A 21,694-nucleotide genomic window follows, 5' to 3' on the forward strand; every position below is an offset into this window, starting at 1 on the left:
GGTCAGGTCGGATCGATCCGGCCGTCGAGGTACCACCAGCGCCCGTCCTGCCGCACGAAGCGGCTCCGCTCGCGCAGCACGCCGCGGTCGCGGCCGTGGCGCCAGGCAGCGCGGAACTCGACGACACCTCGCTGGTCGCCTTCGCCCCCATCCACGGCGTCGACGATCTCGAGCCCGCTCCAGCGCTGCTGCGGGTCGAGCGTCAGCTCTGCGGGGCGCGTGCCCGGGTGCCAGGTGTCGTGCAGATACACGGCGTCGCCGACGACGAATGCCGTGTAGCGCGAGCGCATCAGGCGCTCAGCGGTCGGAGCCGGTGTTCCGCGAAGCGCGGGGGCGCAGCATCCGTCGAAGCGATCGCCGCTGCCGCACGGACAGGGATCCGCATCCGCGACGCGCGGGAAGCCGTCACGGGCAGCACGGGATGCCGCGGCGCCGAACGACACGTCAGACGCCGGCCTTCTCGGCGCACGACACGCAGCGGGTCGCGAACGGACGCACGCGAAGACGCGCGATCGGGATCCCGCGACCGCAGTCGACGCAGACGCCGTAGGTGCCGTCCTCCCAGCGCCTGACGGCCTCGTCGATCTCGGCGATCTCCCGGCGTGCGGCCTCCTCGAGGGCGACGGCCCGCGACCACTCCCCCGACAGGGTCACGCCTTCGGGGTCGTGCTCGTCGTCGGCGACGTCGGAGCCCCGATCGGCGCGCAGCTCCTCGAGGGTCTCGTCGATCGCGGCGATGCGCACCATGGCCGCGTCGTGCAGCTCGTCCAGGAGCCCACGAAGCTCGGTCCGGCTCGCGGCGGAGGTCATCGCATGAGACTACGCCCGGATGCCGGCTCCCGGCCGTAGCCGTGCCGCATCAGCCGGCGACCTCCACGGTGAAGGTGACGTCCTGGATGCCGCCGTCCTCGTTCGACAGCACCACCTTCGTCGATCCCTCGGCGAGCCCTTCGACCCCCGGGTTGTACGTCGCACCGCCCTCCTCGCGACCAGCTGTGAACTCCGCGACGGACGGATCGGAGACGACGCCGCTGTAACTGTCGACGGCGAGGTCGCCGGTGTCGATGTTCAGCACCTGCCCGACCTCGAGTTCGACGGTCTGGCCCTGAAGGTCGCCTACCTCGCGGGTGACCGGCGCGATCACGGGCTGGGACGACGCGCAGCCGTTCAGCGCGGCGAGCGAGGCGACGAGCACGAACGAGGCGACGGGTCCGGCGAGGCGCATGGCGTCATGATGACAGCCCAGCGGCTGCACGGCCAGCGCCCGGCGTTCGTATGGCCCGGCGATAGGGATCTCCCAGGACGGCCTTCTAGCCTGGACGCATCGCGGTGAAGGGGAATCCCGGTCCCCTCCGCGAAACCCCTGCAGGCGATGAGTCGCCCGGGACCGCCCCTCGTGCCCGACGCCCGGAGGGCACGAGGGGCGGTCTCACCGACCCGCCCGGAGCCGGCGATCCGCGACACCCCCCGGACGCGATCGCCGGCTTCTTCGCACGCGCTGTGGATAACTCGGTCGGAGCGTCGACGCCGGCGGCTACCGTGGGGGCGTGACGACTCGGGTGACGGCGGCAGTGCTCAGCGGGCTGCTCGCACTCGCCCTCGCCGGGTGCACCACACCGGAGCCGGTGGAACCCACGCCGACTCCCGCGTTCTCGAGCGAGGAAGAAGCGTTCGCGGCGGCGGAGGAGACGTACCGCGCGTACGTCGATGCGCTGAACGCGCGACATGCGGATCCCGCAGCAACTCCGTCCCCGACCGACTTCCTGATCGGGCAGGCACTGGAGTCGGAACTGGACACGCAGAGTATCCTCGCGGAGCAAGAACGCTCGATCGTCGGCGACGCAGAAATGACCCGATTCGCTGGAACGAACTTCGCGAACGATCTGGGTGAGGTCACTGCGGTGGTATGTCTCGACGTCTCCAACTCTCGCGTCGTGGATTCTGACGGCACCGACGTCACCCCTTCGGACAGACCCCCTGTCCTGGCACTCGAGATCGTGTTCACCCCAATCAACGACGGTCTAGCAGTGTCCGCGAGCGCCGTGGCGGACGATCAGACATGCTGATAGTTGCGGCAATCACGACATTCGCACTGTCACTCGCGCCAGCCATGGGATCCGCTACATCCAACGGCTGCACAGCCTCCCAGCTGCAAGCGGGCCTCTGCTCGTACACGACGGACAAGGAAGCGGTCGTGTCCGGCACTGATACACAAAAAGGCTCTGGCGGTGAAGCAGTCGACAATGAGCCTCGATCCAACCCAGGCGCTGCCCCCCGGCCCGAAGCGCCTGCGGAGCCGGAGGACTGCGGCCCGCTCAACCGGTGTGAGAACTACGTCGTCGCCGGCCCGCCGGACGTGACCCTCGCTGATCTCGCCTCCTTCCGGCCCGCGCAGCCGACGCTCGGCGGCGAGCCCGCCGGCTTCGGCGTGGTCGGCATGCCGACGAACCTGCTGGCCTCGGCATCCGAGCAGCGCATCCCGGGCACGGTCCTCGGCTGGGACGTGACGGTGCGGTTCGTCCCAGTCGCCTACGTGTTCGACAACGGCGACGGCACGACCACGCGCGCGAGCACGGGGGGCGCGTCGTGGACGGCGCTCGGGCAGGGGCAGTTCACGCCGACCGCGACCAGCCACGCGTACCGGGCCCGCGGGACGTATCCGGTGTCGGTGACGGTCGAGTACGAGGCATCCGTCGATTTCGGAAGCGGCACGTGGCGGACGGTTCCGGGCGTGGTCCGGGCCGAGGCGGCCGGCTACGGCGTACGGGTCGTCGAGGTGCGCACCGCGCTCGTGGACCGCACCTGCGTCGAGGATCCGACCGGCCCCGGCTGCTGAACCGCTCCGGCGAGCCGGCGGCGCGCCCGCTTCGCCAGCCGCGCCACGGCGCGAAGCGGCACACCTACGGCGTAGGCGACGGCGCCCGAGGCGGACGTGTCACTGCGGCCGAGGGCGACCTTTCGCTCCCACGCGTCGCGCAGCGCCCCGCCGCGGCGCACCACAGCCGCGCGCGCCGGAAGCCGCCCCGCCGACCGCTGCGCGAGCAGCGCGTCGACCTGCGCGGTCCAGTCGTCGGCCTCGGGGGCGTGGAAGTAGTTCTCGTCGAGCCACTCGGGATCCGGATGCCGGAACCGCCGTGCGACGACGTCCTCCTCGCTCGCGAGCAGGTCGGCATCGGCGAGCGTCTCGTTGATGAGGCGCGGTGAGACGCCGAACGTGTCGAGGGCGATGACGGGGATACCGCGCGCGATCGCCTCGATCGCCGCCGTGGAGCTCACGGTGACGAGTCCCCCGGCCGTCGCCAGAGCAGTGCCCATCGACTGCGTCGAGGTGACGAGGTTCGCCGGCAGCGGCCCGAGCGAGGCGAGCAGCTCGGGGTAACCGTCGAGCTCGGCGTGCGTCTGGTGCTCGCCCGACGCGGCCCGCAGCTTCACCACGACGCGCCGTGACGGATCCGCCGCGGCCGCGCGCACGAGCATGCGCGAGATGCGCAGCCGGTCCTCCCGCTCGGCCGGGACCTTCGCCTGGGCGGCGAACACGAGGTCGGTGCCCTCGACATCCGGGCGGGTGCCGCCGGCCGTCACGGCACCCCGGGCGAACGGCAGCGTCGCGAGGGCGTAACGGTGCGCGTACCCGGTGCGAGCCGACAGCGCGCCGAACTCCCGCACCTCGCGGCGCGAGTGCACGACGAACAGGTCGGACTGCAGCCGGTACACGACGGCCTTGCGCGTTGCGGGGATCGAGATGCCCGGAAGCCCCGTCACCACGACCGGCCGCGGCTCGAGAGCCGCGAGACCGCGGGCGAGCACGCGCACGAGCGGTCCGCGTGCCCCGATCACGACGACGTCCGCCCGCAGCTCGGCGAGCCGGGCCGCCAGGACCGCGTACGCGATCCGCTCGACGCGGTCCTCCCCCAGCCCGCTCCCGCCGAGCGCGGAGGCGAGCTGGGCGTCGCTGACCACGAGCGGCGTCTCGAGCACGAGGAGCGAGGCATCCCATCGCTCTCCGACTCCGCCGAGGAGGGCGGCCGCCCACTTCACGTAGGAGTCGGTATCGGCGATCGCGACGACGCGCGGCCGCCGGTCGTCTGACGTGCCGGGACTCACGCGGGAACGCGACGCAGCTTCGCCATGGGCGCGAGCTCGCCCGGGTACACGCGCTTCACACCGTCGCCGAGGGCCGCCTCGATGACACGGATGTCGCGCACCAGGTGCTGCAGGCCCGCGGGCTCGAGCGAGGCGGCGTGGTCTGAGCCCCACATGGTGCGGTCGAGCGTGATGTGCCGCTCCACCGCGACGGCGCCGAGGGCGACGGCCGCGAGCGAGATCTGGAGGCCGCGCTCGTGGCCGGAGTAGCCGACCGGCACGCCCGGGAAGCGGTCACGCAGCGCCGGGATCATGCGGAGGTTGGCCTCCTCCGGCTCCATCGGATACGTCGAGGTCGCGTGCAGGAGCACGAGGCGGTCGGTGCCGAGGACGTCGATCGCGGCGTCGATCTGGTCGATCGTCGACATGCCGGTCGACAGGATGATCGGCTTGCCGGTGTCGCGCAGCGCCTGGAGCAGCTCGACATCGGTGAGCGACGCGGACGCGACCTTGTGCGCGACGACGCCCAGGTCTTCGAGGAACGCGACGCTCGGCACGTCCCACGGCGACGCGAACCACTCGAGGCCGCGCAGCAGTGCGTGATCGGAGATCTCGATGTACTGCTCGCGGTCGAACTCGACGCGGCGCCGGTAGTCGAGGTATGTCATGCGACCCCATGGGGTGTCGCGCGGCATGTCGCGCATGTGCTCGGGCGTGGCGATCTCGGGGGTGCGCTTCTGGAACTTGACCGCATCGGCGCCGGCGTCGGCCGCCACGTCGATGAGTCGCTTCGCGAGGTCGACGTCGCCGTTGTGGTTCAGTCCGATCTCGGCGATGACGTACGCGGGGCGTCCGCCCCCGACGACGCGGGATCCGATGGTGACGGTCATGAGGCCTCCTGTGGTGCTGCGGGGTGATCGGATGCTGCGGCTCGCACCGGCGCGACGGAGGGCCGGAGCGCGGTGGCGACCGCCGTCGCCGACCTGCCGGTGAGCACGCGCTCGGCGAGGTCGCGCACCGCGCCGGCGCCGCCGGGGCGGTCGAGCACGACGCGCGCGCTGGAGAGGACGAGGGGGTGTGCGTCGGGAACGGCGATGGGCCAGCCCACGAGCTCGAGGCACCGCAGATCGTTGACGTCGTTTCCGAGGTACGCGATCCGCGCCAGCGGGATGCCCTGCTGGTCGGCCCACTCGCGCAGCACGGCCGCCTTGTCGGCCGCGGCCTGTCGCACGTCCACGCCGAGCTTGCGCGCTCGGGCGGTGACGACGGGGTTCGACTCGGTCGAGAGGATGAGGAACGGGATGCCGGCGGCTCGCAGCATCCCGACCCCCATGCCGTCGGATCGGCTCACGGTGACGGATTCGACGCCGTTCTGGTCGACGTGCACGGTGTCGTCGGTGTGGACGCCGTCGAAGTCGGTCACGACGGCGTCGACGGGGATCGCCCCCGCGCGGGCGCCGAACGCATCGCGGTCGACGAGGGGCGCGAGCGTGCGCGCAAGCTCCAGCTCGTCGAGGGTGTCGATCTCGATCGCGGTCCGCGGCGCCACCTCGGCGATGCCGACGCTGCCGAAGAAGCGGTGGTTCGCCGCGCGGAACCCCGCCGCCCGCATCACGTAGAAGCCGCCCGTCTCCAGGTAGTGCGGTTCGCGGTCCTGGCGACGCGGGCGCACGTCGATCTCGTGGCCTATCGGCTCAGCGGCACTGCCGACGCCCTTCTCCCACAGGAAGCCGTACGTCTCGACGGCCGAGAAGACGCTGTCGCGGCGGCGCGAGCGCACGAGCTGCACGGCCGCGGTGAGTGCGTCGACGTCGATGAACGGCGAGGTCGCCTGCAGGAACGCGAGGACGCCGACGTCGACCTTGCGCGCCTCGAGTGTCTCGAGGGCGTGCACGAGTGCGCTCTCGCTGCTCGCGAGGTCGCCGGAGAGGTCGGCCGGACGCTCGACGACCTCGGCACCCCACTCGGCCGCGACCGCCGCGATGTCGGCGTCGTCGGTCGTCACGACCACCCGGTCGATCGCGGAGCAGCGCCGCGCAGCGTCGACCGCGCGGGCGACCAGCGGCACACCGCCGACGCGCTGCAGGTTCTTGCGCGGGACGCCCTTCGAGCCTCCGCGCGCGGGGATGATGGCGACGACCTCGCTCATGCCGCCCCCGTCCGGGCCGAGCGCCGGGCGCGTCCCGTGTGCACGGTCGCTCCCGTGCCCTCGAGCACGAGCGGGAGCGTCGTCGTGGTGCTCGACGGCAGCGTGTGCACGTCGAGCGGACCACGGGCGCCGGCGAGCACGAGCTCGACGGGCAGTCCGCTCTGGTGGATGCGCAGGCCCGGCACGGTCGAGACCGCGTCCAGCTGCTCGGCCGTCTCGCGACGGTGCGGGAGATACACGGCGCCGTCGGCCGCGGCATCCCGCACCCACCGCACATAGTCGAGCAGCAGCATCCGTCCATCGACCGGCAGCGCACTGCCGAGCACGACGCGGCGGCCGAGCTCGGGCGAGGCGGGCGCGCTCCGACGCGTCCACGAGAAGTCGTGGCGACGGATGCCGAACCCGTGGTCCGCGAGCGCGTCGAGGCGGTCGGCGCCGAGGTCGAACGCGGTGAACATCCCCGCGCGACGCGCGGCGGCGCGGCGATGCACCAGCTCGGCGGCGAACGGAGCGACGATCGTGGTGAGTCCCCGCTCCGCGATGTTCGGGCGGGCGTACGGACGGCGACCGAGCAGCGTGTCGGCGTACGCGACCGCGTGGGCGCCGTCGTCGAGGAAGGTGATGCGGCCCGGGCGGAGCACCGAGGCGGCGAGCCGGAACTGACCCGAGAAGCCGTCGCCGACGAGCCAGTGACGGTGGCGGGCGAGCAGGCTCCACGGGATGCCGAGATACGGCTCGAGCTCGCCGAACTGCGCGCCGCGCGACAGCAGCTCGTCCGCGGTGGCCGAGATCTGCGGGGTCAGCCGTCCCGCGACGGGGATCGTCACGCGGTGGGCTGCCGCCCACTCCGCGGCGCCGACGAGCTGCAGCGGCGACTCGACCCACGCCAGCACTTCCTCGCGACCCATGCGGCGCCTCCTCCCGGCTGGGCCTCACGATCGGGCCCAGCGCTGTCTCCCCACGGTGAGCGGCGGACGTGAACGCGATGGGTCCCGCCGTGCGACCGCGGCTGGTCCGGCAGGTGAACGGAGGGTAGCGGGGCGCGTGAGAATTGCGGCCGGGCCGCTCGCGCCACCGGCCGTCGCGTTCACGTGGCCCGGGTGCACGTCGGCGGCGCATGCCAGGATGAACGCGTGACCGACCGCCTCATGCTGCTCGACTCCGCATCCCTGTACTTCCGCGCGTTCTACGGGGTGCCCGACACCGTCCGCGCGCCGGACGGCACACCCGTCAACGCCGTCCGCGGGTTCCTCGACATCATCACGCGGCTCGTCACGACCTACCGCCCCACACACCTCGTCGCATGCTGGGACGACGACTGGCGACCGCAGTGGCGCGTCGACCTCATCCCGACCTACAAGACGCATCGCGTCGCCGAGGTCGTCGCGGGCGGACCCGACGTCGAAGAGGTGCCAGATCCGCTCGAGGTGCAGGTTCCCGTCATCCGCGCGGCGCTCGACACCCTCGGAATCCGCATCGTCGGCGCCACCGCCCACGAAGCCGACGACGTCATCGGCACCCTCGCCTCCGCCGCGACCATGCCGGTCGACATCGTCACGGGCGACCGCGATCTCTTCCAGCTCGTCGACGACGAGCGCGATGTCCGCGTGATCTACACCGCGCGCGGCATGAGCAACCTCGAGGTGCTCACCGATGCGTCCGTGGTCGCCAAGTACGGCGTCCTTCCTTCGCAGTACGCGGACTTCGCCACACTCCGGGGTGACTCGTCCGACGGGCTGCCCGGCGTCGCCGGGATCGGCGAGAAGACCGCCGCCGGGCTCCTGGCGACCCACGGCGATCTCGCCGGGATCCTCGCCGCGGCCGAGCTCGGTGAGGGCATGTCCGCGGGCGTGCGCTCCAAGCTGCTCGCGGGCCTGCCCTATCTCGCCGTCGCGCCTCAAGTGGTGGCCGTCGTGCGCGACCTCCCGCTCGACGTGCCCGACCCGCGTCTGCGACCACTCACCGAGCCGGGCAAGGCGGATGCCGCATCCCTCGCTGAGCAGTGGGCGCTGGGCGCGTCGATGAACCGCATCATCGACGCCCTCGACACCGTCTGACCCCTTCGCGCGCGCCGCGCGTACTCCCCGGGGAGTACGCGCGGGGCTCCCGCGGTCAGATTCCTCACAGAGGGGCGCGGCGTAGCATCGTGCGCATGCCCGGGCCCGTGCGTCACGATCCGAGTGCGAGCCGTCACCGGCTCCGCGCCTCGAGCACCGACGAGTTCGGCCCGCGCTTTCACCCACCGGCGGCCGTCGTGCTCCTCGTCCCGGTCTTCGTCTCGCTCCTCGTGCAGGTGCCCGGCACCATCGCGCTGTCGTGGTGGCAGCGCGTGCCCGTCGCCGCCGCGGCGACGAGCCTGACGTTGGCCGCAGCATCCGCTCTCCTCCTCCTGGCGGCGCGGCGACTGCCCGGGCCCACCGTCGCGGCCGTGGCCGCGCTGAGCGGCGTCGACCTGCTGATCGCGCCCGTGGGCGGGCCGCCGCCCGTCGCCCTGGTCTTCGCGATCGTCGGCGCCGTCGTCCGCGGCGCGCGGGTATGGGCGCTCGTCTCGGTCGGCGTGGCCTGGCTCGGCGTCGTCGTCGGGGCGGACTTCGTCGGTGTGTCGTGGCACCCCGCGCGCATCGCCTTCGCCACCGTGGGCCTCGCGCTGTGCTTCGTCGTCGGCGAGGGAGTGAAGGCGCGCATCCGCGGCGCCGAGGAGCGCCGCACGCAGCTGGTCGCGCGACGCCGCGCCGCCGAGCAGGAGGAGCGCTCGCGCATCGCCCGGGAGCTGCACGACGTGCTCGCGCATTCGCTGAGCCAGATCGCCGTGCAGTCCGGGATGGGGCTGCACCTCTTCGACCGCGAGCCGGAGCGGGCACGTGAGGCGCTCGGGAACATCCGCACCCTCAGCGCGACCGGCCTCGACGAGGTGCGCGGCGTGCTCGCGTTCCTGCGCGGCGACGAGATCGGCGCGCCCGACACCGCGCCGCTCACGCCGCAGCCGCAGCTCGCGCAGCTGCCCGGCCTCGTCGCCGGCCGCACCGGGCTGGGCCTGAGCGTCGCGCTCGACGACCGCCTCGCAGGAGACACGCCGCCCAGCGCGGTGCAGACGACGGCCTACCGCATCGCGCAGGAGGCGCTCACCAACGTGGTCCGCCATTCGGCGGCCTCGCACGCCACGGTGACGGTCGAGCACGACGCCGACGACCTCGTCCTCACGGTCGCCGACGACGGTGCCGGCATCCCCGCGACCGCGTCCGAGCGCGGGGGCCTGCGCGGCATGCGCGAGCGCGCCGAGCTCGCGGGCGGCTTCCTGACCGTCGACAGCGGCACACGCGGCACCGCCGTGGTCGCGCGTCTTCCCTGGCAGGGCGCGGCATGATCCGGGTGGCCCTCGCCGACGACCACCAGCTCGTGCGGGCAGGGTTCCGGGCGCTCCTGGACTCGGAGCCCGGCATCGAGGTCGTGGCGGAGGCATCCGGCGGCCAGGAGCTGCTGCGCGCGCTCCGCACGACAGACGTCGACGTCGCGCTCGTCGACATCCGCATGCCGGACGGCGACGGCCTGTGGGCCGCCGAGCAGATCGCCGCCGACCCTGACCTGGCCGGTGTGCGGGTCGTGATCGTGACCACCTTCGAACTCGACGAGTACGTGATCCGTGCGGTGCTCGCCGGCGCCAGCGGGTTCCTGGTGAAGGACACCGAGCCCGCCGACCTCATCCGCGCGGTCCGCGCCGTGGCCGCCGGCGACGCGCTCCTGTCCCCCGGGGTCACCCGCACGCTGCTCGACCGGGCCGCGTCGGGCCTGCGCGCGATCCCCGATCCCCGGCTCCTCGAGACCCTCACCGAGCGCGAAGTCGACGTCCTGCGCCTCGTCGCCGAAGGGCTGACGAACGACGAGATCGGCGCCCGCCTGCATCTTTCGCCGCTCACCGCGAAGACGCACGTGTCGCGCATCATGCAGAAGCTCTACGCCCGGGATCGGGTGCGTCTCGTGATCGTCGCGTACGAATCGGGGCTCGTCGGCTCACAACCCCGGTGATCGCGGCTGCGGTACTCCCCCGAGAGCAGTCGAGATCGCTCCGACGGTCGGATTCACGGATGCCGCCACCCGCGTTGACTCGAGGCATCCGGTCGCCCTCCCCGGCGGGGCCGGCTCCGAGAGAGGAATCCGCATGTCCATTGCACTCGCCACCGTGCTCGATGCCGGCTCAGGGATCGTGGCCACCCACTTCGCCGCCCCGTGGGGGTTCGGCTGGTGGTTCCTTCTGATCCCGCTGTTCTGGATCGCCCTGTTCGCGATCCTCTTCGCAGTCTTCGGCCGCCGCTGGCGGCGCTCAGCCGCGGAGAACGGATACGGTCCGTACGGCCGCAACCCCGCCCGTCAGGCCGAGACGACGCTCGCCGAGCGTTTCGCAAAGGGCGACATCGACGAGACCGAGTACCGCGCTCGCCTCGAAGTGCTCCGCGCGAACGCGGCCCAGTGAGCGCCCGGGCGCGACTGTCGCGCTGGATCCGTCACAACGGACTCAGGCGCCGCGGTCGCGTCCGGTCCACGCGCGCAGCTTGTCCAGCGGCCACGTCGTGACGATGCGCTCGGGCGGCACGCCGATGCGCTCGGCACGCTCGGCGCCGTAGTCCAGCAGCGAGAGCTGGCCGGGCGCATGGGCGTCCGAATCGATCGAGAAGAGGCATCCGATCTCCAGCGCCAGTGCCATCAGGTCGTCCGGCGGGTCCTGCCGCTCCGGCCGGGAGTTGATCTCCACCGCGACGCCGTGGGCCTCGCAGGCCTCGAACACGGCCCGCGCATCGAAGGTCGAAGGCGGCCGCGTTCCGCGCGACCCCTCGACGAGGCGGCCGGTGACGTGTCCGAGCACATCGATGTGGGCGCTCGACACCGCCGCGACCAGGCGCCGCGTCATCGGACCGCGCTCCATGCGCAGCTTGGAGTGGGCGGATGCGACCACGACGCCGAGTTCGGCGAGGAGGTCCGGTTCCTGGTCGAGGGTGCCGTCCTCGAGGATGTCGACCTCGATGCCCGAGAGGAGCGTGAATCCGTCGCCGCTCATGCCCGCGACGACCTCGAGCTGGGAGCGCAGGCGCTCGGGCGACAGCCCGTTCGCGACGCGCAGCCGCGGCGAGTGGTCGGTCAGGGCGAGGTACTCGTGGCCGAGTGCTCTCGCCGCGTCGACCATGAGGTCGATGGAGGTGAGGCCGTCGGACCAGTCGCTGTGCGAGTGCAGGTCGCCCCGCAGCAGCGGCCGGAGGGTCGATGTGCGCTGCACCCCCGCCCGCTCGCGCAGGTCGACGAGGTACCCCGGCACCTCGCCTGCCAGCGCCTGCTGGATCACGGCGAAGGTGGAGTCGCCGATCCCCTTGCGGCGACGCAGAGCCGCGGTGTCCCGCAGCTCTGCGTCGCTCAAGCCGTCGATCGCGTCGGCCGCCGCACGGAACGCCTTCGACTTGTACCGGGACGAGCGCTCACGCTCGAGGAGCGTGGCGATCTCGGTGAGCGCGTCGTAGGGGTTCACGTGCGGCGGGGCTGCCGATCAGGCGACGGTGGAGCGCCGGATCACCACCGGCACGCTCGCCAACCGGTGGATGGCCCAGCCGAACAGGATCGCGAGCACGCCCATTCCGGCGGCGAACAGCGCGACGCCATAGGCGACGACCGAGGTGAAGAGGGAAGCGCGCAGGAACGACGCCTGCATCACGGTCGCCCGCACCGGGTCGTCCTGGTCGAGCTCGGCGTACGTCTTGCCGCCCGACGCCTCGAGAGCATGGGTGTTGATGATGTCGGCCTGCACGTACGCGGTGAAGGGACCTGTGACCTGCTGGCCCTGGAAGGCTGCCGCATCGTCCGGGATGGTGATGTTCTCGGCCGTGAGCTGGGTCGTCACGCCGATCCACGCGATGATGCCGACGACGATCAGCAGGATGCCGCCGATGATCCCGATGATGCCGACCGCCTTCACCAGGCCGACCTTCTTCTCGGGGGGCTCGATCACGTCGGTGGTGCGGGGCTCTTCCTCACTCATGCGTCCTCCTCGGATGCGGTCGTTGAGCCACACGCTAGCGGCGCGGCGCGGCGCGGCGGAAGAGCGCGCGCCGGAGAAAACCCCCGCACGGCGCCGGATTCAGGAGGCGAGTGCGCGCGTCGTCTCGACCCAGCGGTCCAACGTGGCGGTCGCTGCGCCGCTGTCGATCGCGGCGGCGGCGTCGTCCCTTGCTTCGGCGAGGCGCTCGAGGATCGGCCGCTGCACCTGTGCGGCGTCGCGGAACAGCCGGTAGGCGACGATGCCCGCGGCCGCGTTGAGCAGCACGATGTCGCGCACCGCGCCCTCCTCGCCGCCGAGCACCCGCCGCACCACGTCGGCGTTGTGGGCCGGGTCGCCGCCCAGCAGGTCGTCGATGTCGGCGAGCGGGATGCCGAGGTCGCGCGGGTCCAGATCGTGCTCGTGGATGTCGCCGCGGCTGACTTCCCACACTCGGCTGTGACCGGTCGTCGTGAGCTCGTCGAGACCGTCGTCGCCGCGGAACACCAGCGCCGTCGCGCCGCGCGTGCGGAACACGCCGGTGATGAGCGGCACCCGGTCGAGATGGGCGACGCCGACGGCGTTCGCCTCGGCACGCGCCGGGTTGCACAGCGGGCCGAGGAAGTTGAAGACCGTGGGGACGCCGAGCTCGCTCCGCGTCGCCGCGGCGTTCTTGAACCCGGGGTGGAACGCGCCCGCGAACGCGAATGTGATGCCCGCGCGGGAGAGGGTCTCGGCCACGGCGTCCGGGGACAGCGCGAGGTCGACCCCGAGTGCGCCCAGCACGTCCGACGAGCCCGATGAGGAGCTGGCCGCCTTGTTGCCGTGCTTGACGACCGGGATCCCGGATGCTGCCGCCACGAGGGCCGACATCGTCGACACGTTCACGGTGCCGAAGCGGTCGCCGCCGGTGCCCACGATGTCGAGGACGGCCGCGTCGACGGGCAGCGGGAGCGCGGCCTCGAGGATCGCGTCGCGGAAGCCGACGATCTCGTCCACGGTCTCGCCCTTGGCCCGCAGCGCGACGAGGAATCCCGCCAGTTGCGAGGGGGTGGCGGTGCCCGACATGATCTGCCGCATCGCCCACGTCGACTCCGAGACGGTGAGGTCGCGCCGCTCGAGCAGCGTGGTGAGGATTCCCGGCCAGGTGTACAGCTCCGCCATAACCGAGAAGCCTAGCCGGGCTCGGGAATCGGAACCGTTTCGTGACACGGCGGCCCGCGCGGGGCGATTCTGCGTCTTCACCACGGGTTCACGGCGAAGTCGCAGTGTCCTTTTAGGCTCCCCTAAGTTCCGGAGCAGGCGAAGTCATGCCCTCCGATGCGAAAATCGCGGCTTCGAATCGGCCATAATGGGGAGCGTGACGACCTCCACAGCGACCTACTCCCAGGCCATGCGGTCCGTCAAGCGGCCGGATCCGGTCGCTGTCGGAACCATCGTGTGGCTCGGCAGCGAGGTGATGTTCTTCGCGGGCCTCTTCGCGATCTACTTCACCCTGCGAAACACCTCGCCCGAACTGTGGGCGCAGGAGACGCAGCTGCTGAACATCCCGTACGCGACCGTCAACACGATCATCCTCGTGCTGTCCTCGGTCACGTGCCAGATGGGCGTGTTCGCCGCAGAGCGCTTCCAGCCCTACTCGACGAAGAAGCGCGGCTGGCTCGGCTGGGGCATGGTCGAGTGGTTCTGGCTGACCTTCGCTCTCGGCGCGATCTTCGTTTCGGGCCAGGTGTGGGAGTACGCCCAGCTCGTCACGGAGGGCATGCCGATCAGCGCGAACTCGTACGCGTCGGCCTTCTACCTCACCACCGGCTTCCACGCTCTGCACGTGACGGGCGGCCTCATCGCCTTCCTCCTCGTCATCGGCCGCGCATACGCCGTCAAGAACTTCGGGCGCAAAGAGATGACGTCCTCGATCGTCGTGTCGTACTACTGGCACTTCGTCGACGTCGTCTGGATCGCCCTCTTCCTCGTCATCTACTTCCTCAAGTGAGAGCGGAGCTGAAACCCGACATGGCACGACAGACCACGCGCCGCTCGAAAGGCCGCCGCAGCCCCTGGGCTGCAGCCGCACTGATCGGCATCGGCCTGCTCATCACGGGCGGCGTCTACGCCGGGGCATCCGCCGCGATGGCGGCCACGACTCCCGAGACCGTCACGAACTCCGCGCTCACCGTCGAAGACGGCAAGAAGCTGTTCCAGGCCAACTGCGCCACGTGCCACGGCCTGGATGTGCAGGGAACCGAGGACGGCCCGTCGCTCTACGGCGTGGGCGAGCTCGCCGTGCACTTCCAGATGAGCACCGGGCGCATGCCGCTGCAGATGCAGGGCCCGCAGGCTCCGCAGAAGCCCGCGCAGTTCACCGAGGAGCAGATCACCGCGATCGGCGCCTACGTCCAGTCGATCGCGCCCGGCCCGACCTACCCCGACGACGAGGTCCTCGACGGCGGCGGCAGCGCGTCCGAGGGTGGCGAGCTCTTCCGCATCAACTGCGCCATGTGCCACAACGTCGCCGGCGCCGGCGGTGCGCTCACGGAGGGCAAGTACGCCCCCAACCTTCACACCACTACCCCGCTGAACATGTACGCGGCGATGGTCACGGGTCCGCAGAACATGCCGGTGTTCAACGACATGACGCTGACCACCGAAGAGAAGCGCGACATCATCACCTACCTGCTGTACCTGCAGGATAACGAGTCTGCGGGCGGATTCACGCTCGGCTCGCTCGGCCCCGTCTCGGAGGGCCTCTTCATCTGGATCTTCGGCATCGGCTCGCTGATCGCCATCACCGTGTGGATCACGGCGAAGTCCAACTGATCGACGAACGACACACGTAAGACTTGACGAGGAGCAGCATGGCCCACGAGGACGACCCGCTAGAGCACGAGAGGGCTTCCTGGAAGCCCTCCCCCGGGCTCGCTGTGGCGGTCACCGACCCGGTGCACAACCCTGGCCTCCCCCCGCACCGCGAGCGGATGACCGACAAGGACCCCGCTTCGATGAAGCGCGCGGTCCGCGCCATCTACACGCTCTTCTACCTGTCGATCGCCGGCAGCATCTGGGCGATCGCCGCCTACATGCTCTTCCCGATCGAGAGCGGGCGGATCGTCGACATCCGCAACAACAACCTCTTCATCGGACTCGGCATCGCCTTCGCGCTGCTGGCCATCGGCGTGGGCGCGATCCACTGGTCGAAGGCCGTCATGTCCGACAGGGAGTTCGTCGAGCCCCGTCACGCGACGCGCGGCCGCGACACGACGCGTGAGGCCGCGATCAAGGCCTTCGCCGACGCGGACGCAGAGTCGGGCTTCGGCCGACGTGCGATGGTCCGCAACTCGCTGATCGCCGCCCTCGTGGCATCGGTCGTGCCCGGCGTCGTGCTCTTCCGCGGCCTCGCTCCGTTCAACTCGCCGGAGAAGCCGCACGCCGGCGACCCCGTGTACCTCCTCGAGCACACCATGTGGAAGGAGGGCATGCGCCTGGCTCACGACCCGTCGGGCGAGCCCATCAAGGCGGCCGACCTCACCCTCGGCTCCGCGGTGCACGTCATCCCCGAAGCACTCGCCGATGTCTCGCACAGCGAGGGCTACCTCGACGAGAAGGCCAAGGCGCTCGTGCTCCTGGTGCGCCTGCTCCCCGAGCAGCTCACCGAGTCCGAGGACCGCAAGGAGTGGTCGTACAACGGCATCGTCGCGTACTCGAAGGTATGCACACACGTCGGCTGCCCGGTCGCGCTCTACGAGCAGCAGACCCACCACCTGCTGTGCCCGTGCCACCAGTCGCAGTTCGACGTGACCGACCACGCGAAGGTCATCTTCGGCCCGGCGGCGCGCCCGCTGCCGCAGCTGCCCATCACCGTCGACGACGAGGGCTACCTGGTGGCCCGCAGCGACTTCCTCGAACCCGTCGGCCCGAGCTTCTGGGAGCGTCATTGAGCACCTCAACCGTCACTGAGCAGCCTGCGGCTCCTGTGGCTCCCGTCTCACGCAACGGCGACCGTCCGCTGGGCGGCCGCTTCATCGGCGCCACCGCGAACTACATCGATGAGCGCACGAGCCTCTCCGGCTTCGTCAAGGAGCTCGGCCGCAAGATCTTCCCCGACCACTGGTCGTTCATGCTGGGCGAGATCGCCCTGTGGGCGTTCGTCGTCGTGCTCCTCTCGGGCACGTTCCTGACGTTCTTCTTCCAGGCGTCGATGGTCGAGACGCACTACAACGGCGCCTACCTGCCGATGCGCGGCATCGAGATGTCGGCCGCCATGGCTTCGACCCTCGAGATCTCTTTCGATCTGCGCGGCGGTCTCCTCGTCCGGCAGATGCACCACTGGGCCGCGCTGGTGTTCGTCGCCGGCATCGGCGTGCACATGCTGCGCGTGTTCTTCACGGGTGCGTTCCGCAAGCCGCGCGAGCTCAACTGGGTGATCGGATTCATCCTGTTCATCCTCGCGATGGGCGAGGGCTTCACCGGCTACTCGCTCCCCGACGACGTGCTCTCGGGCAACGGCCTCCGCATCATCGACGGCATGGTCAAGGGCATCCCGATCATCGGAACCTGGACCTCGTTCCTGCTGTTCGGCGGACAGTTCCCTGGCGACGCGATCGTCGGCCGCCTGTACACGCTGCACATCCTGCTGCTGCCCGCGATCCTCGTCGGCTTGCTGGTGCTCCACCTCATGCTGATGGTGATCAACAAGCACACGCAGTTCGCCGGCGCCGGCCGCACGAACAGCGTCGTCGTGGGCTACCCGATGATGCCGGTCTACATGTCGAAGATGGGCGGGTTCCTGTTCATCACGTTCGGCGTGATCGTACTCATCGCCTCGCTGTTCACGATCAACCCGATCTGGAACTACGGCCCGTACGACCCGTCCCCCGTCTCCGCGGGCACCCAGCCGGACTGGTACATCGGGTTCGCGGACGGCGCCCTGCGCCTGGTTCCGCCGGGCTGGGAGATCGTGTTCCTCGACCGCACGTGGTCGTTCAACATCATCGTGCCGCTCGTCGTGCTCGGCCTGTTCATCGTGCTCGTCCTGATCTACCCCTTCATCGAGGCGTGGGTCACCGGCGACAAGCGCGAGCACCACATCGCCCAGCGTCCGCGCAACTCCGCGACCCGCACCGCGATCGGCGCGGCCGGCGTCACGTTCTACGCGGTGCTGTGGGCCGCGGCCGCCTCCGACATCATCGCCACGCATTTCTGGCTGACGATGGAAGGCGTGATCCACACGCTCCAGGCGCTGTTGATCCTCGGCCCGGTGATCGCGTACTTCGTCACCAAGCGCATCTGCATCGCGCTGCAGAAGAAGGACCGCGAGATCTCGCTGCACGGCTACGAGTCGGGCCGCATCGTCCGCCTCCCCGGTGGCGAGTACATCGAGGTGCACCAGCCTGTCGACGACTACGAGCGCTTCAAGCTGGCCGACTTCGACACCTACGAGCCGCTCGTGGTGCGTCCGAACGCCAAGGGTCAGATCCCGTGGCACGAGAACCTCCGCGCGTCCATCTCGCGCTGGTTCTTCGAGGACCGCCTCACGCCCGTCACGCAGGCGGAGCTCGACGCGGCGCTGGCTCACCAGCACCACGACCTCGACCACATCGCGGCCGAGGAAGACCTCGAGATCCAGGCTGCTCACGAGCGTGCCGGCGTCCCGGACGCCCCGCACAAGCCGCTCGACGACGGGAAGCACGGCGAGGTGCCGGTGCGCCCCTCGAACGTCATCGTTCCCGAGCCCGAGCCCGGCACGAAGGCTCCGCGCAACCGCGAGAAGGAGTCCGACCAGTAGGGTCGCCGCACTCGCAGACGGATGCCCCGGCACGATCTCCACGATCGTGCCGGGGCATCTGTCGTCCGCTGCAGCGAGCACGTGGCGGGCGCCGCCGATCGGCAGGAATCAGACGACGTCTGACCGCGCTTCCGACGGTCGAGACACGGATGCTGACTTAGCGTGGACGCATGACCGATGCCCTCTCGTACTTCTCCGCCAAACTCGCCCTCGAAACAGACTCCTCCGACGTGTACGCCGCTCAGAAGGCCGGCGAGCAGGTCGTCCTCGTCGACGTCCGAGGCGGAGAGGCATGGGCGCAGGGACGCATCCGTGGCGCGATCCACATGCCGTACCGCGAGATCGCCGATCGCGCACCGCGCGAGATCGACAGGTCGACCCCCGTCGTCGTCTACTGCTGGAGTCCCGGTTGCAACGCGGGTGCGAAGGGCGCCATCGAGTTCGCCAAGCTCGGCTACTCCGTCAAGGAGATGATCGGTGGCTACGAGTACTGGGTGCGCGAAGGCCAGCCGACGGAGAACGATGAGGGCGCACTCCCCCGCGTGTTCGACGCCCAGGTGATGGTCGTCCGCGCGCCCGTCGCAGGCTGAGCGCCCGGCTCAAGCCGACTCCAGCCCTTCCATGAACCGGTCGGCGGCCGCCCCGTAGAACGTCGTCTGCGCGGGCGCGCCGCCGACCTCGCCGGCAGACAGGACGACGTCGCAGACGACCACGGTGACGTTGTCAGAGGAACCGGCTTCGAGGGCCACCGCCACACACGCCTCGACCGCCGTTCCCGCATGCGGGAACTCCAGAAGAAGGTCGCGGATCTCGGCATCCGGGACGTAGTCTGTGAGGCCGTCGCTGCACAGCAGCCACCTGTCGCCGGCCCGCGCATCGTGAGCGGTCACCGCGGCGGCGTCACGTTCGGCGCCGCTCAGCGAGGCGGTGATGATGTTTCGACGAGGGTGGGAAGCGGCATCCGTGAGCGAGACGATCCCGCGGTCGACCAGTGCCTGCACGAGCGAATCGTCCCTGCTCGCCTGTGCGAGCTCGCCGTCTCGCAGGCGGTACGCCCGGGAGTCTCCGGTATGGGCCAGCAGAAGCCCGCCGTCACGCGCCGCGAAGAGCCCCGTGAACGTGGTGGCCATGCCGCTCAGCGACGGATCGCGCTCGACATGGGCGCGGAGGTCCCAGTTGGCCGACCGCACCGCATCGGCGAGCTGCACCGGCTCGAGACCGTCGAGGCGGCCCGCGGCCAACCGGTGGATCAAAGCCGCCGAGGCGAGGTCGCCGGCGGGTCCCCCTCCGACGCCGTCGGCCACGGCGGCGCCCCACGAGGCCGTGAACGCGGCATCCTGATTCGTCCGGCGGTGCGGGCCGATGTCGGAGCAGGCAGTCGCACGCAGAAGCGCACGGGGACCCGTCACAGACGGGCTCCCGTGCGCGTCACGCGATGAGCCATTCGGGCCGGCAGCGCCGGATCAGCGGGCGAAATAACCGCGGTAGTACTCGTAGACCCAGCCGACGATCGCGACGACGAAGACGGCGATGCCGATGGGCATCATCCAGGCGCCGACCGCGAGGCCGATCATGCCGAGCGCGGCCGAGAAGGCCAGGACGATCGGCCACCACGACCACGGGCTGAACTCGCCGAGCTCAGGGTCGCCGTCGTCGATGTCGGAGGTGAGGACGTCCTCGGGGAGTTCGCCGCCCTGTGCCTTGTGCACCTTGCCGATGTAGAACGCGATCAGCGCGCCCATCAGTGCGGTGAACAGCAGCGCGACGCTGCCGACCCACTCGATGCCGTGGTACCACGGCACGTCGGGGTGGGCGATGATGTTCCACCCGGTGTAGACGACGGCCACCGCCAGGAAGAAGATCGCCAGCAGCCACCAGAGTCCGGTGTTCGTGCGCACCTTACTTCACCTCTCCATCGGCAAGGTCGGAGACCGGGGCTTCGGGGGCGTCCTTCGCAGGACCGACGCCGACCGGGATACCCGCCTCGGGGTGGTTCAGGTCGAACGCGGGCCGCTCGCTGCGGATGCGCGGGATCGACGTGAAGTTGTGACGCGGGGGCGGGCAGGAGGTCGCCCACTCGAGCGATGCGCCGTAGCCCCACGGGTCGTTCACGGTGACCTTGGGTGCCTTGCGCGACGTGATCCACACGTTGAACAGGAACGGGATCATCGAGGCGCCGAGGATGATGGCCCCGATCGTCGACACCTGGTTCTGCCAGGTCCACCCGTCGGCCTCGGAGTAGTCCGCGTAACGGCGCACCATTCCGTCGACGCCGAGCCAGTGCTGGATGAGGAACGTCATGTGGAAGCCGATGAACAGCATCCAGAAGTGGACGTAGCCGAGACGCTCGTTGAGCATGCGCCCGGTCCACTTCGGCCACCAGAAGTAGAAGCCCGCGAACATCGCGAACACGACGGTGCCGAACACGACGTAGTGGAAGTGCGCCACGACGAAGTAGGAGTCGGACAGGGCGAAGTCCAGCGGCGGCGACGCGAGGATCACGCCGGTGAGACCACCGAACACGAACGACACCAGGAAGCCGAGGGCGAAGACCATCGGGGTCTCGAACGTCACCGAGCCTCGCCAGAGCGTGCCGATCCAGTTGAAGATCTTCACGCCCGTGGGAACTGCGATCAGCATCGTCATCAGGGCGAAGAACGGCAGCAGCACCGCGCCGGTGACGTACATGTGGTGAGCCCACACCGCCACCGACAGGGCGGCGATCGCAATCGTCGCGTAGACGAGCGTCTTGTAGCCGAAGATCGGCTTGCGGCTGAAGACCGGGAAGATCTCCGACACGATGCCGAAGAACGGCAGCGCGATGATGTAGACCTCGGGGTGACCGAAGAACCAGAACAGGTGCTGCCAGAGGAGCACACCGCCGTTGGCCGGGTCGTAGATGTGGGCGCCGAGGACGCGGTCGGCAGCGGCCGCGAGGATGGCGGCGGCGAGGACCGGGAACGCCATCAGCACCAGGATGCTGGTGATCAGCGTGTTCCACGAGAAGATCGGCATGCGCCACATGGTCATGCCGGGCGCGCGCATCGTGATGATCGTCGTGATGAAGTTCACGGCACCGAGGATCGTGCCGAAACCGCTCATGCCGAGGCCGAGCATCCAGAGGTTGCCACCCACCCCCGGGGAGAACGAGGCGTTCGCGAGGGGCTGATAGGCGAACCAGCCGAACGCGGCAGCACCCTGGGGGGTGAGGAATCCCGAGACGGCGATCGTCGAGCCGAAGAGGAACAGCCAGAAGGCGAAGGCGTTCAGACGCGGGAAGGCGACGTCGGGCGCCCCGATCTGCAGCGGCAGGATCGCGTTCGCGAAGCCCGCGAACAGCGGCGTCGCGAACATCAGCAGCATGATCGTGCCGTGCATCGTGAACAGCTGGTTGTACTGCTCCTTGGTCGGGATGATCTGCATCCCGGGCTCGAAGAGCTCTGCACGGATGATCAGCGCCATCACTCCACCCAGGAGGAAGAAGATGACGGAGGAGATGAGGTACAGGTACCCGATCGTCTTGTGGTCGGTGGAGGTGATCCACTTGACGATGATGTTGCCCTTCTGCTCGACGCGCGATGCGCTGAGCAGTGCGGCCTGACGCGGCGGCAGGGTGGTGGGGCGACCCTGCGTCGTCTCCTGGAGCGGAAGCGTCGTCGCCATG

At 70.2% G+C, this 21,694-nt stretch carries 24 protein-coding genes; 11 read left to right on the forward strand and 13 right to left on the reverse strand.

Features of this window, described 5'->3' with window-relative positions; translation table 11 throughout:
- Positions 1–2: 2 nt before the first annotated feature.
- The 3 genes from RS82_RS09880 to RS82_RS09890 are packed head-to-tail and all read right to left on the reverse strand — an operon-like array spanning position 3 to position 1,225.
- The gene (locus tag RS82_RS09880) at positions 3–443 is read right to left on the reverse strand and encodes a YchJ family protein (protein WP_045298888.1); all 441 of its coding nucleotides are present in this window, start codon (positions 441–443) and stop codon (positions 3–5) included.
- Position 444: 1 nt separating this feature from the next.
- Positions 445–810: a TraR/DksA family transcriptional regulator gene (locus RS82_RS09885; protein ID WP_084695559.1), complete on the reverse strand. Its 366-nt coding sequence runs from the start codon at positions 808–810 to the stop codon at positions 445–447.
- 49 nt (positions 811–859) lie between these two features.
- Positions 860–1,225, reverse strand: coding sequence for a hypothetical protein (locus RS82_RS09890; RefSeq protein WP_045298891.1), 366 nt, complete (start codon positions 1,223–1,225; stop codon positions 860–862).
- A 322-nt stretch (positions 1,226–1,547) separates the two neighbouring features.
- Here RS82_RS09890 and RS82_RS09895 point away from each other — a divergent pair, with 322 nt between their 5' ends.
- The gene (locus RS82_RS09895) at positions 1,548–2,066 is read left to right on the forward strand and encodes a hypothetical protein (RefSeq protein WP_157005505.1); all 519 of its coding nucleotides are present in this window, start codon (positions 1,548–1,550) and stop codon (positions 2,064–2,066) included.
- A 290-nt stretch (positions 2,067–2,356) separates the two neighbouring features.
- Positions 2,357–2,836, forward strand: coding sequence for a hypothetical protein (locus RS82_RS09900; RefSeq protein ID WP_052676773.1), 480 nt, complete (start codon positions 2,357–2,359; stop codon positions 2,834–2,836).
- Here the strand turns inward: RS82_RS09900 and RS82_RS09905 are convergent.
- From RS82_RS09905 to RS82_RS09920, 4 genes are read right to left on the reverse strand one after another with little or no spacing between them, the layout of a single operon-like run.
- Entirely contained in the window at positions 2,755–4,104 is a 1,350-nt protein-coding gene (locus RS82_RS09905; protein WP_052676774.1) for a DUF6716 putative glycosyltransferase, read from the reverse strand. The two genes, RS82_RS09900 and RS82_RS09905, sit on opposite strands and share 82 nt — an antisense overlap.
- Positions 4,101–4,973 carry an N-acetylneuraminate synthase family protein gene (locus tag RS82_RS09910; protein WP_045298896.1) on the reverse strand — a complete coding sequence of 291 codons (873 nt, stop codon included), beginning with the start codon at positions 4,971–4,973 and terminating at the stop codon, positions 4,101–4,103. The genes RS82_RS09905 and RS82_RS09910 overlap by 4 nt, the downstream gene beginning before the upstream one ends.
- Positions 4,970–6,232 carry an acylneuraminate cytidylyltransferase gene (locus tag RS82_RS09915; RefSeq protein ID WP_045298899.1) on the reverse strand — a complete coding sequence of 421 codons (1,263 nt, stop codon included), beginning with the start codon at positions 6,230–6,232 and terminating at the stop codon, positions 4,970–4,972. The genes RS82_RS09910 and RS82_RS09915 overlap by 4 nt, the downstream gene beginning before the upstream one ends.
- A complete protein-coding gene (locus tag RS82_RS09920; protein ID WP_045298901.1) occupies positions 6,229–7,140 on the reverse strand; it encodes a hypothetical protein in 912 nt (303 codons plus the stop codon). The genes RS82_RS09915 and RS82_RS09920 overlap by 4 nt, the downstream gene beginning before the upstream one ends.
- A gap of 225 nt (positions 7,141–7,365) precedes the next feature.
- Here RS82_RS09920 and RS82_RS09925 point away from each other — a divergent pair, with 225 nt between their 5' ends.
- The 4 genes from RS82_RS09925 to RS82_RS09940 all read left to right on the forward strand — a co-directional run bounded on the left by RS82_RS09925 (position 7,366) and on the right by RS82_RS09940 (position 10,700).
- Entirely contained in the window at positions 7,366–8,289 is a 924-nt protein-coding gene (locus tag RS82_RS09925; protein WP_045298903.1) for a 5'-3' exonuclease, read from the forward strand.
- Positions 8,290–8,384: 95 nt separating this feature from the next.
- On the forward strand, positions 8,385–9,596 hold the full coding sequence (locus RS82_RS09930) for a sensor histidine kinase (RefSeq protein ID WP_052676775.1): 1,212 nt from the start codon (positions 8,385–8,387) through the stop codon (positions 9,594–9,596).
- Positions 9,593–10,255, forward strand: coding sequence for a response regulator (locus RS82_RS09935; RefSeq protein WP_045298905.1), 663 nt, complete (start codon positions 9,593–9,595; stop codon positions 10,253–10,255). The genes RS82_RS09930 and RS82_RS09935 overlap by 4 nt, the downstream gene beginning before the upstream one ends.
- A gap of 133 nt (positions 10,256–10,388) precedes the next feature.
- Positions 10,389–10,700: an SHOCT domain-containing protein gene (locus RS82_RS09940; RefSeq protein WP_045298907.1), complete on the forward strand. Its 312-nt coding sequence runs from the start codon at positions 10,389–10,391 to the stop codon at positions 10,698–10,700.
- A gap of 42 nt (positions 10,701–10,742) precedes the next feature.
- Here RS82_RS09940 and RS82_RS09945 read toward each other — a convergent pair whose 3' ends face one another.
- The 3 genes from RS82_RS09945 to trpD form a co-directional block, all read right to left on the reverse strand.
- Positions 10,743–11,744 (reverse strand): PHP domain-containing protein, encoded by a 1,002-nt coding sequence (locus RS82_RS09945; protein ID WP_045298909.1) that lies wholly within the window; start codon positions 11,742–11,744, stop codon positions 10,743–10,745.
- Between the two features lie 18 nt (positions 11,745–11,762).
- The gene (locus RS82_RS09950) at positions 11,763–12,251 is read right to left on the reverse strand and encodes a hypothetical protein (protein ID WP_045298912.1); all 489 of its coding nucleotides are present in this window, start codon (positions 12,249–12,251) and stop codon (positions 11,763–11,765) included.
- A 99-nt stretch (positions 12,252–12,350) separates the two neighbouring features.
- On the reverse strand, positions 12,351–13,412 hold the full coding sequence (gene trpD / locus RS82_RS09955) for an anthranilate phosphoribosyltransferase (protein ID WP_045298914.1): 1,062 nt from the start codon (positions 13,410–13,412) through the stop codon (positions 12,351–12,353).
- A gap of 187 nt (positions 13,413–13,599) precedes the next feature.
- Here trpD and ctaE point away from each other — a divergent pair, with 187 nt between their 5' ends.
- From ctaE to RS82_RS09980, 5 genes are all read left to right on the forward strand, one after another.
- On the forward strand, positions 13,600–14,241 hold the full coding sequence (gene ctaE / locus RS82_RS09960) for an aa3-type cytochrome oxidase subunit III (protein WP_045298916.1): 642 nt from the start codon (positions 13,600–13,602) through the stop codon (positions 14,239–14,241).
- Between the two features lie 20 nt (positions 14,242–14,261).
- Positions 14,262–15,065, forward strand: coding sequence for a cytochrome bc1 complex diheme cytochrome c subunit (gene qcrC / locus RS82_RS09965; RefSeq protein ID WP_045298918.1), 804 nt, complete (start codon positions 14,262–14,264; stop codon positions 15,063–15,065).
- 38 nt (positions 15,066–15,103) lie between these two features.
- Complete coding sequence (qcrA, locus tag RS82_RS09970) at positions 15,104–16,183, forward strand: cytochrome bc1 complex Rieske iron-sulfur subunit (protein ID WP_045298920.1); 1,080 nt, start codon at positions 15,104–15,106, stop codon at positions 16,181–16,183.
- A 35-nt stretch (positions 16,184–16,218) separates the two neighbouring features.
- Positions 16,219–18,030 carry a cytochrome bc1 complex cytochrome b subunit gene (qcrB, locus tag RS82_RS09975; RefSeq protein ID WP_157005507.1) on the forward strand — a complete coding sequence of 604 codons (1,812 nt, stop codon included), beginning with the start codon at positions 16,219–16,221 and terminating at the stop codon, positions 18,028–18,030.
- Between the two features lie 170 nt (positions 18,031–18,200).
- On the forward strand, positions 18,201–18,620 hold the full coding sequence (locus RS82_RS09980; protein ID WP_045298924.1) for a rhodanese-like domain-containing protein: 420 nt from the start codon (positions 18,201–18,203) through the stop codon (positions 18,618–18,620).
- A gap of 9 nt (positions 18,621–18,629) precedes the next feature.
- On the opposite strand, the gene RS82_RS09985 is transcribed toward RS82_RS09980, so the two are convergent.
- From RS82_RS09985 to ctaD, 3 genes are read right to left on the reverse strand one after another with little or no spacing between them, the layout of a single operon-like run.
- Positions 18,630–19,439 (reverse strand): PP2C family protein-serine/threonine phosphatase, encoded by an 810-nt coding sequence (locus RS82_RS09985; protein ID WP_211255903.1) that lies wholly within the window; start codon positions 19,437–19,439, stop codon positions 18,630–18,632.
- A gap of 54 nt (positions 19,440–19,493) precedes the next feature.
- Positions 19,494–19,928 carry a cytochrome c oxidase subunit 4 gene (locus tag RS82_RS09990; protein ID WP_045298927.1) on the reverse strand — a complete coding sequence of 145 codons (435 nt, stop codon included), beginning with the start codon at positions 19,926–19,928 and terminating at the stop codon, positions 19,494–19,496.
- Between the two features lies 1 nt (position 19,929).
- Positions 19,930–21,693, reverse strand: coding sequence for an aa3-type cytochrome oxidase subunit I (gene ctaD / locus RS82_RS09995; RefSeq protein ID WP_045298929.1), 1,764 nt, complete (start codon positions 21,691–21,693; stop codon positions 19,930–19,932).
- Between the last annotated feature and the right edge of the window lies 1 nt (position 21,694).

This window comes from Microbacterium trichothecenolyticum (assembly GCF_000956465.1).
Lineage (GTDB): Bacteria > Actinomycetota > Actinomycetes > Actinomycetales > Microbacteriaceae > Microbacterium > Microbacterium trichothecenolyticum.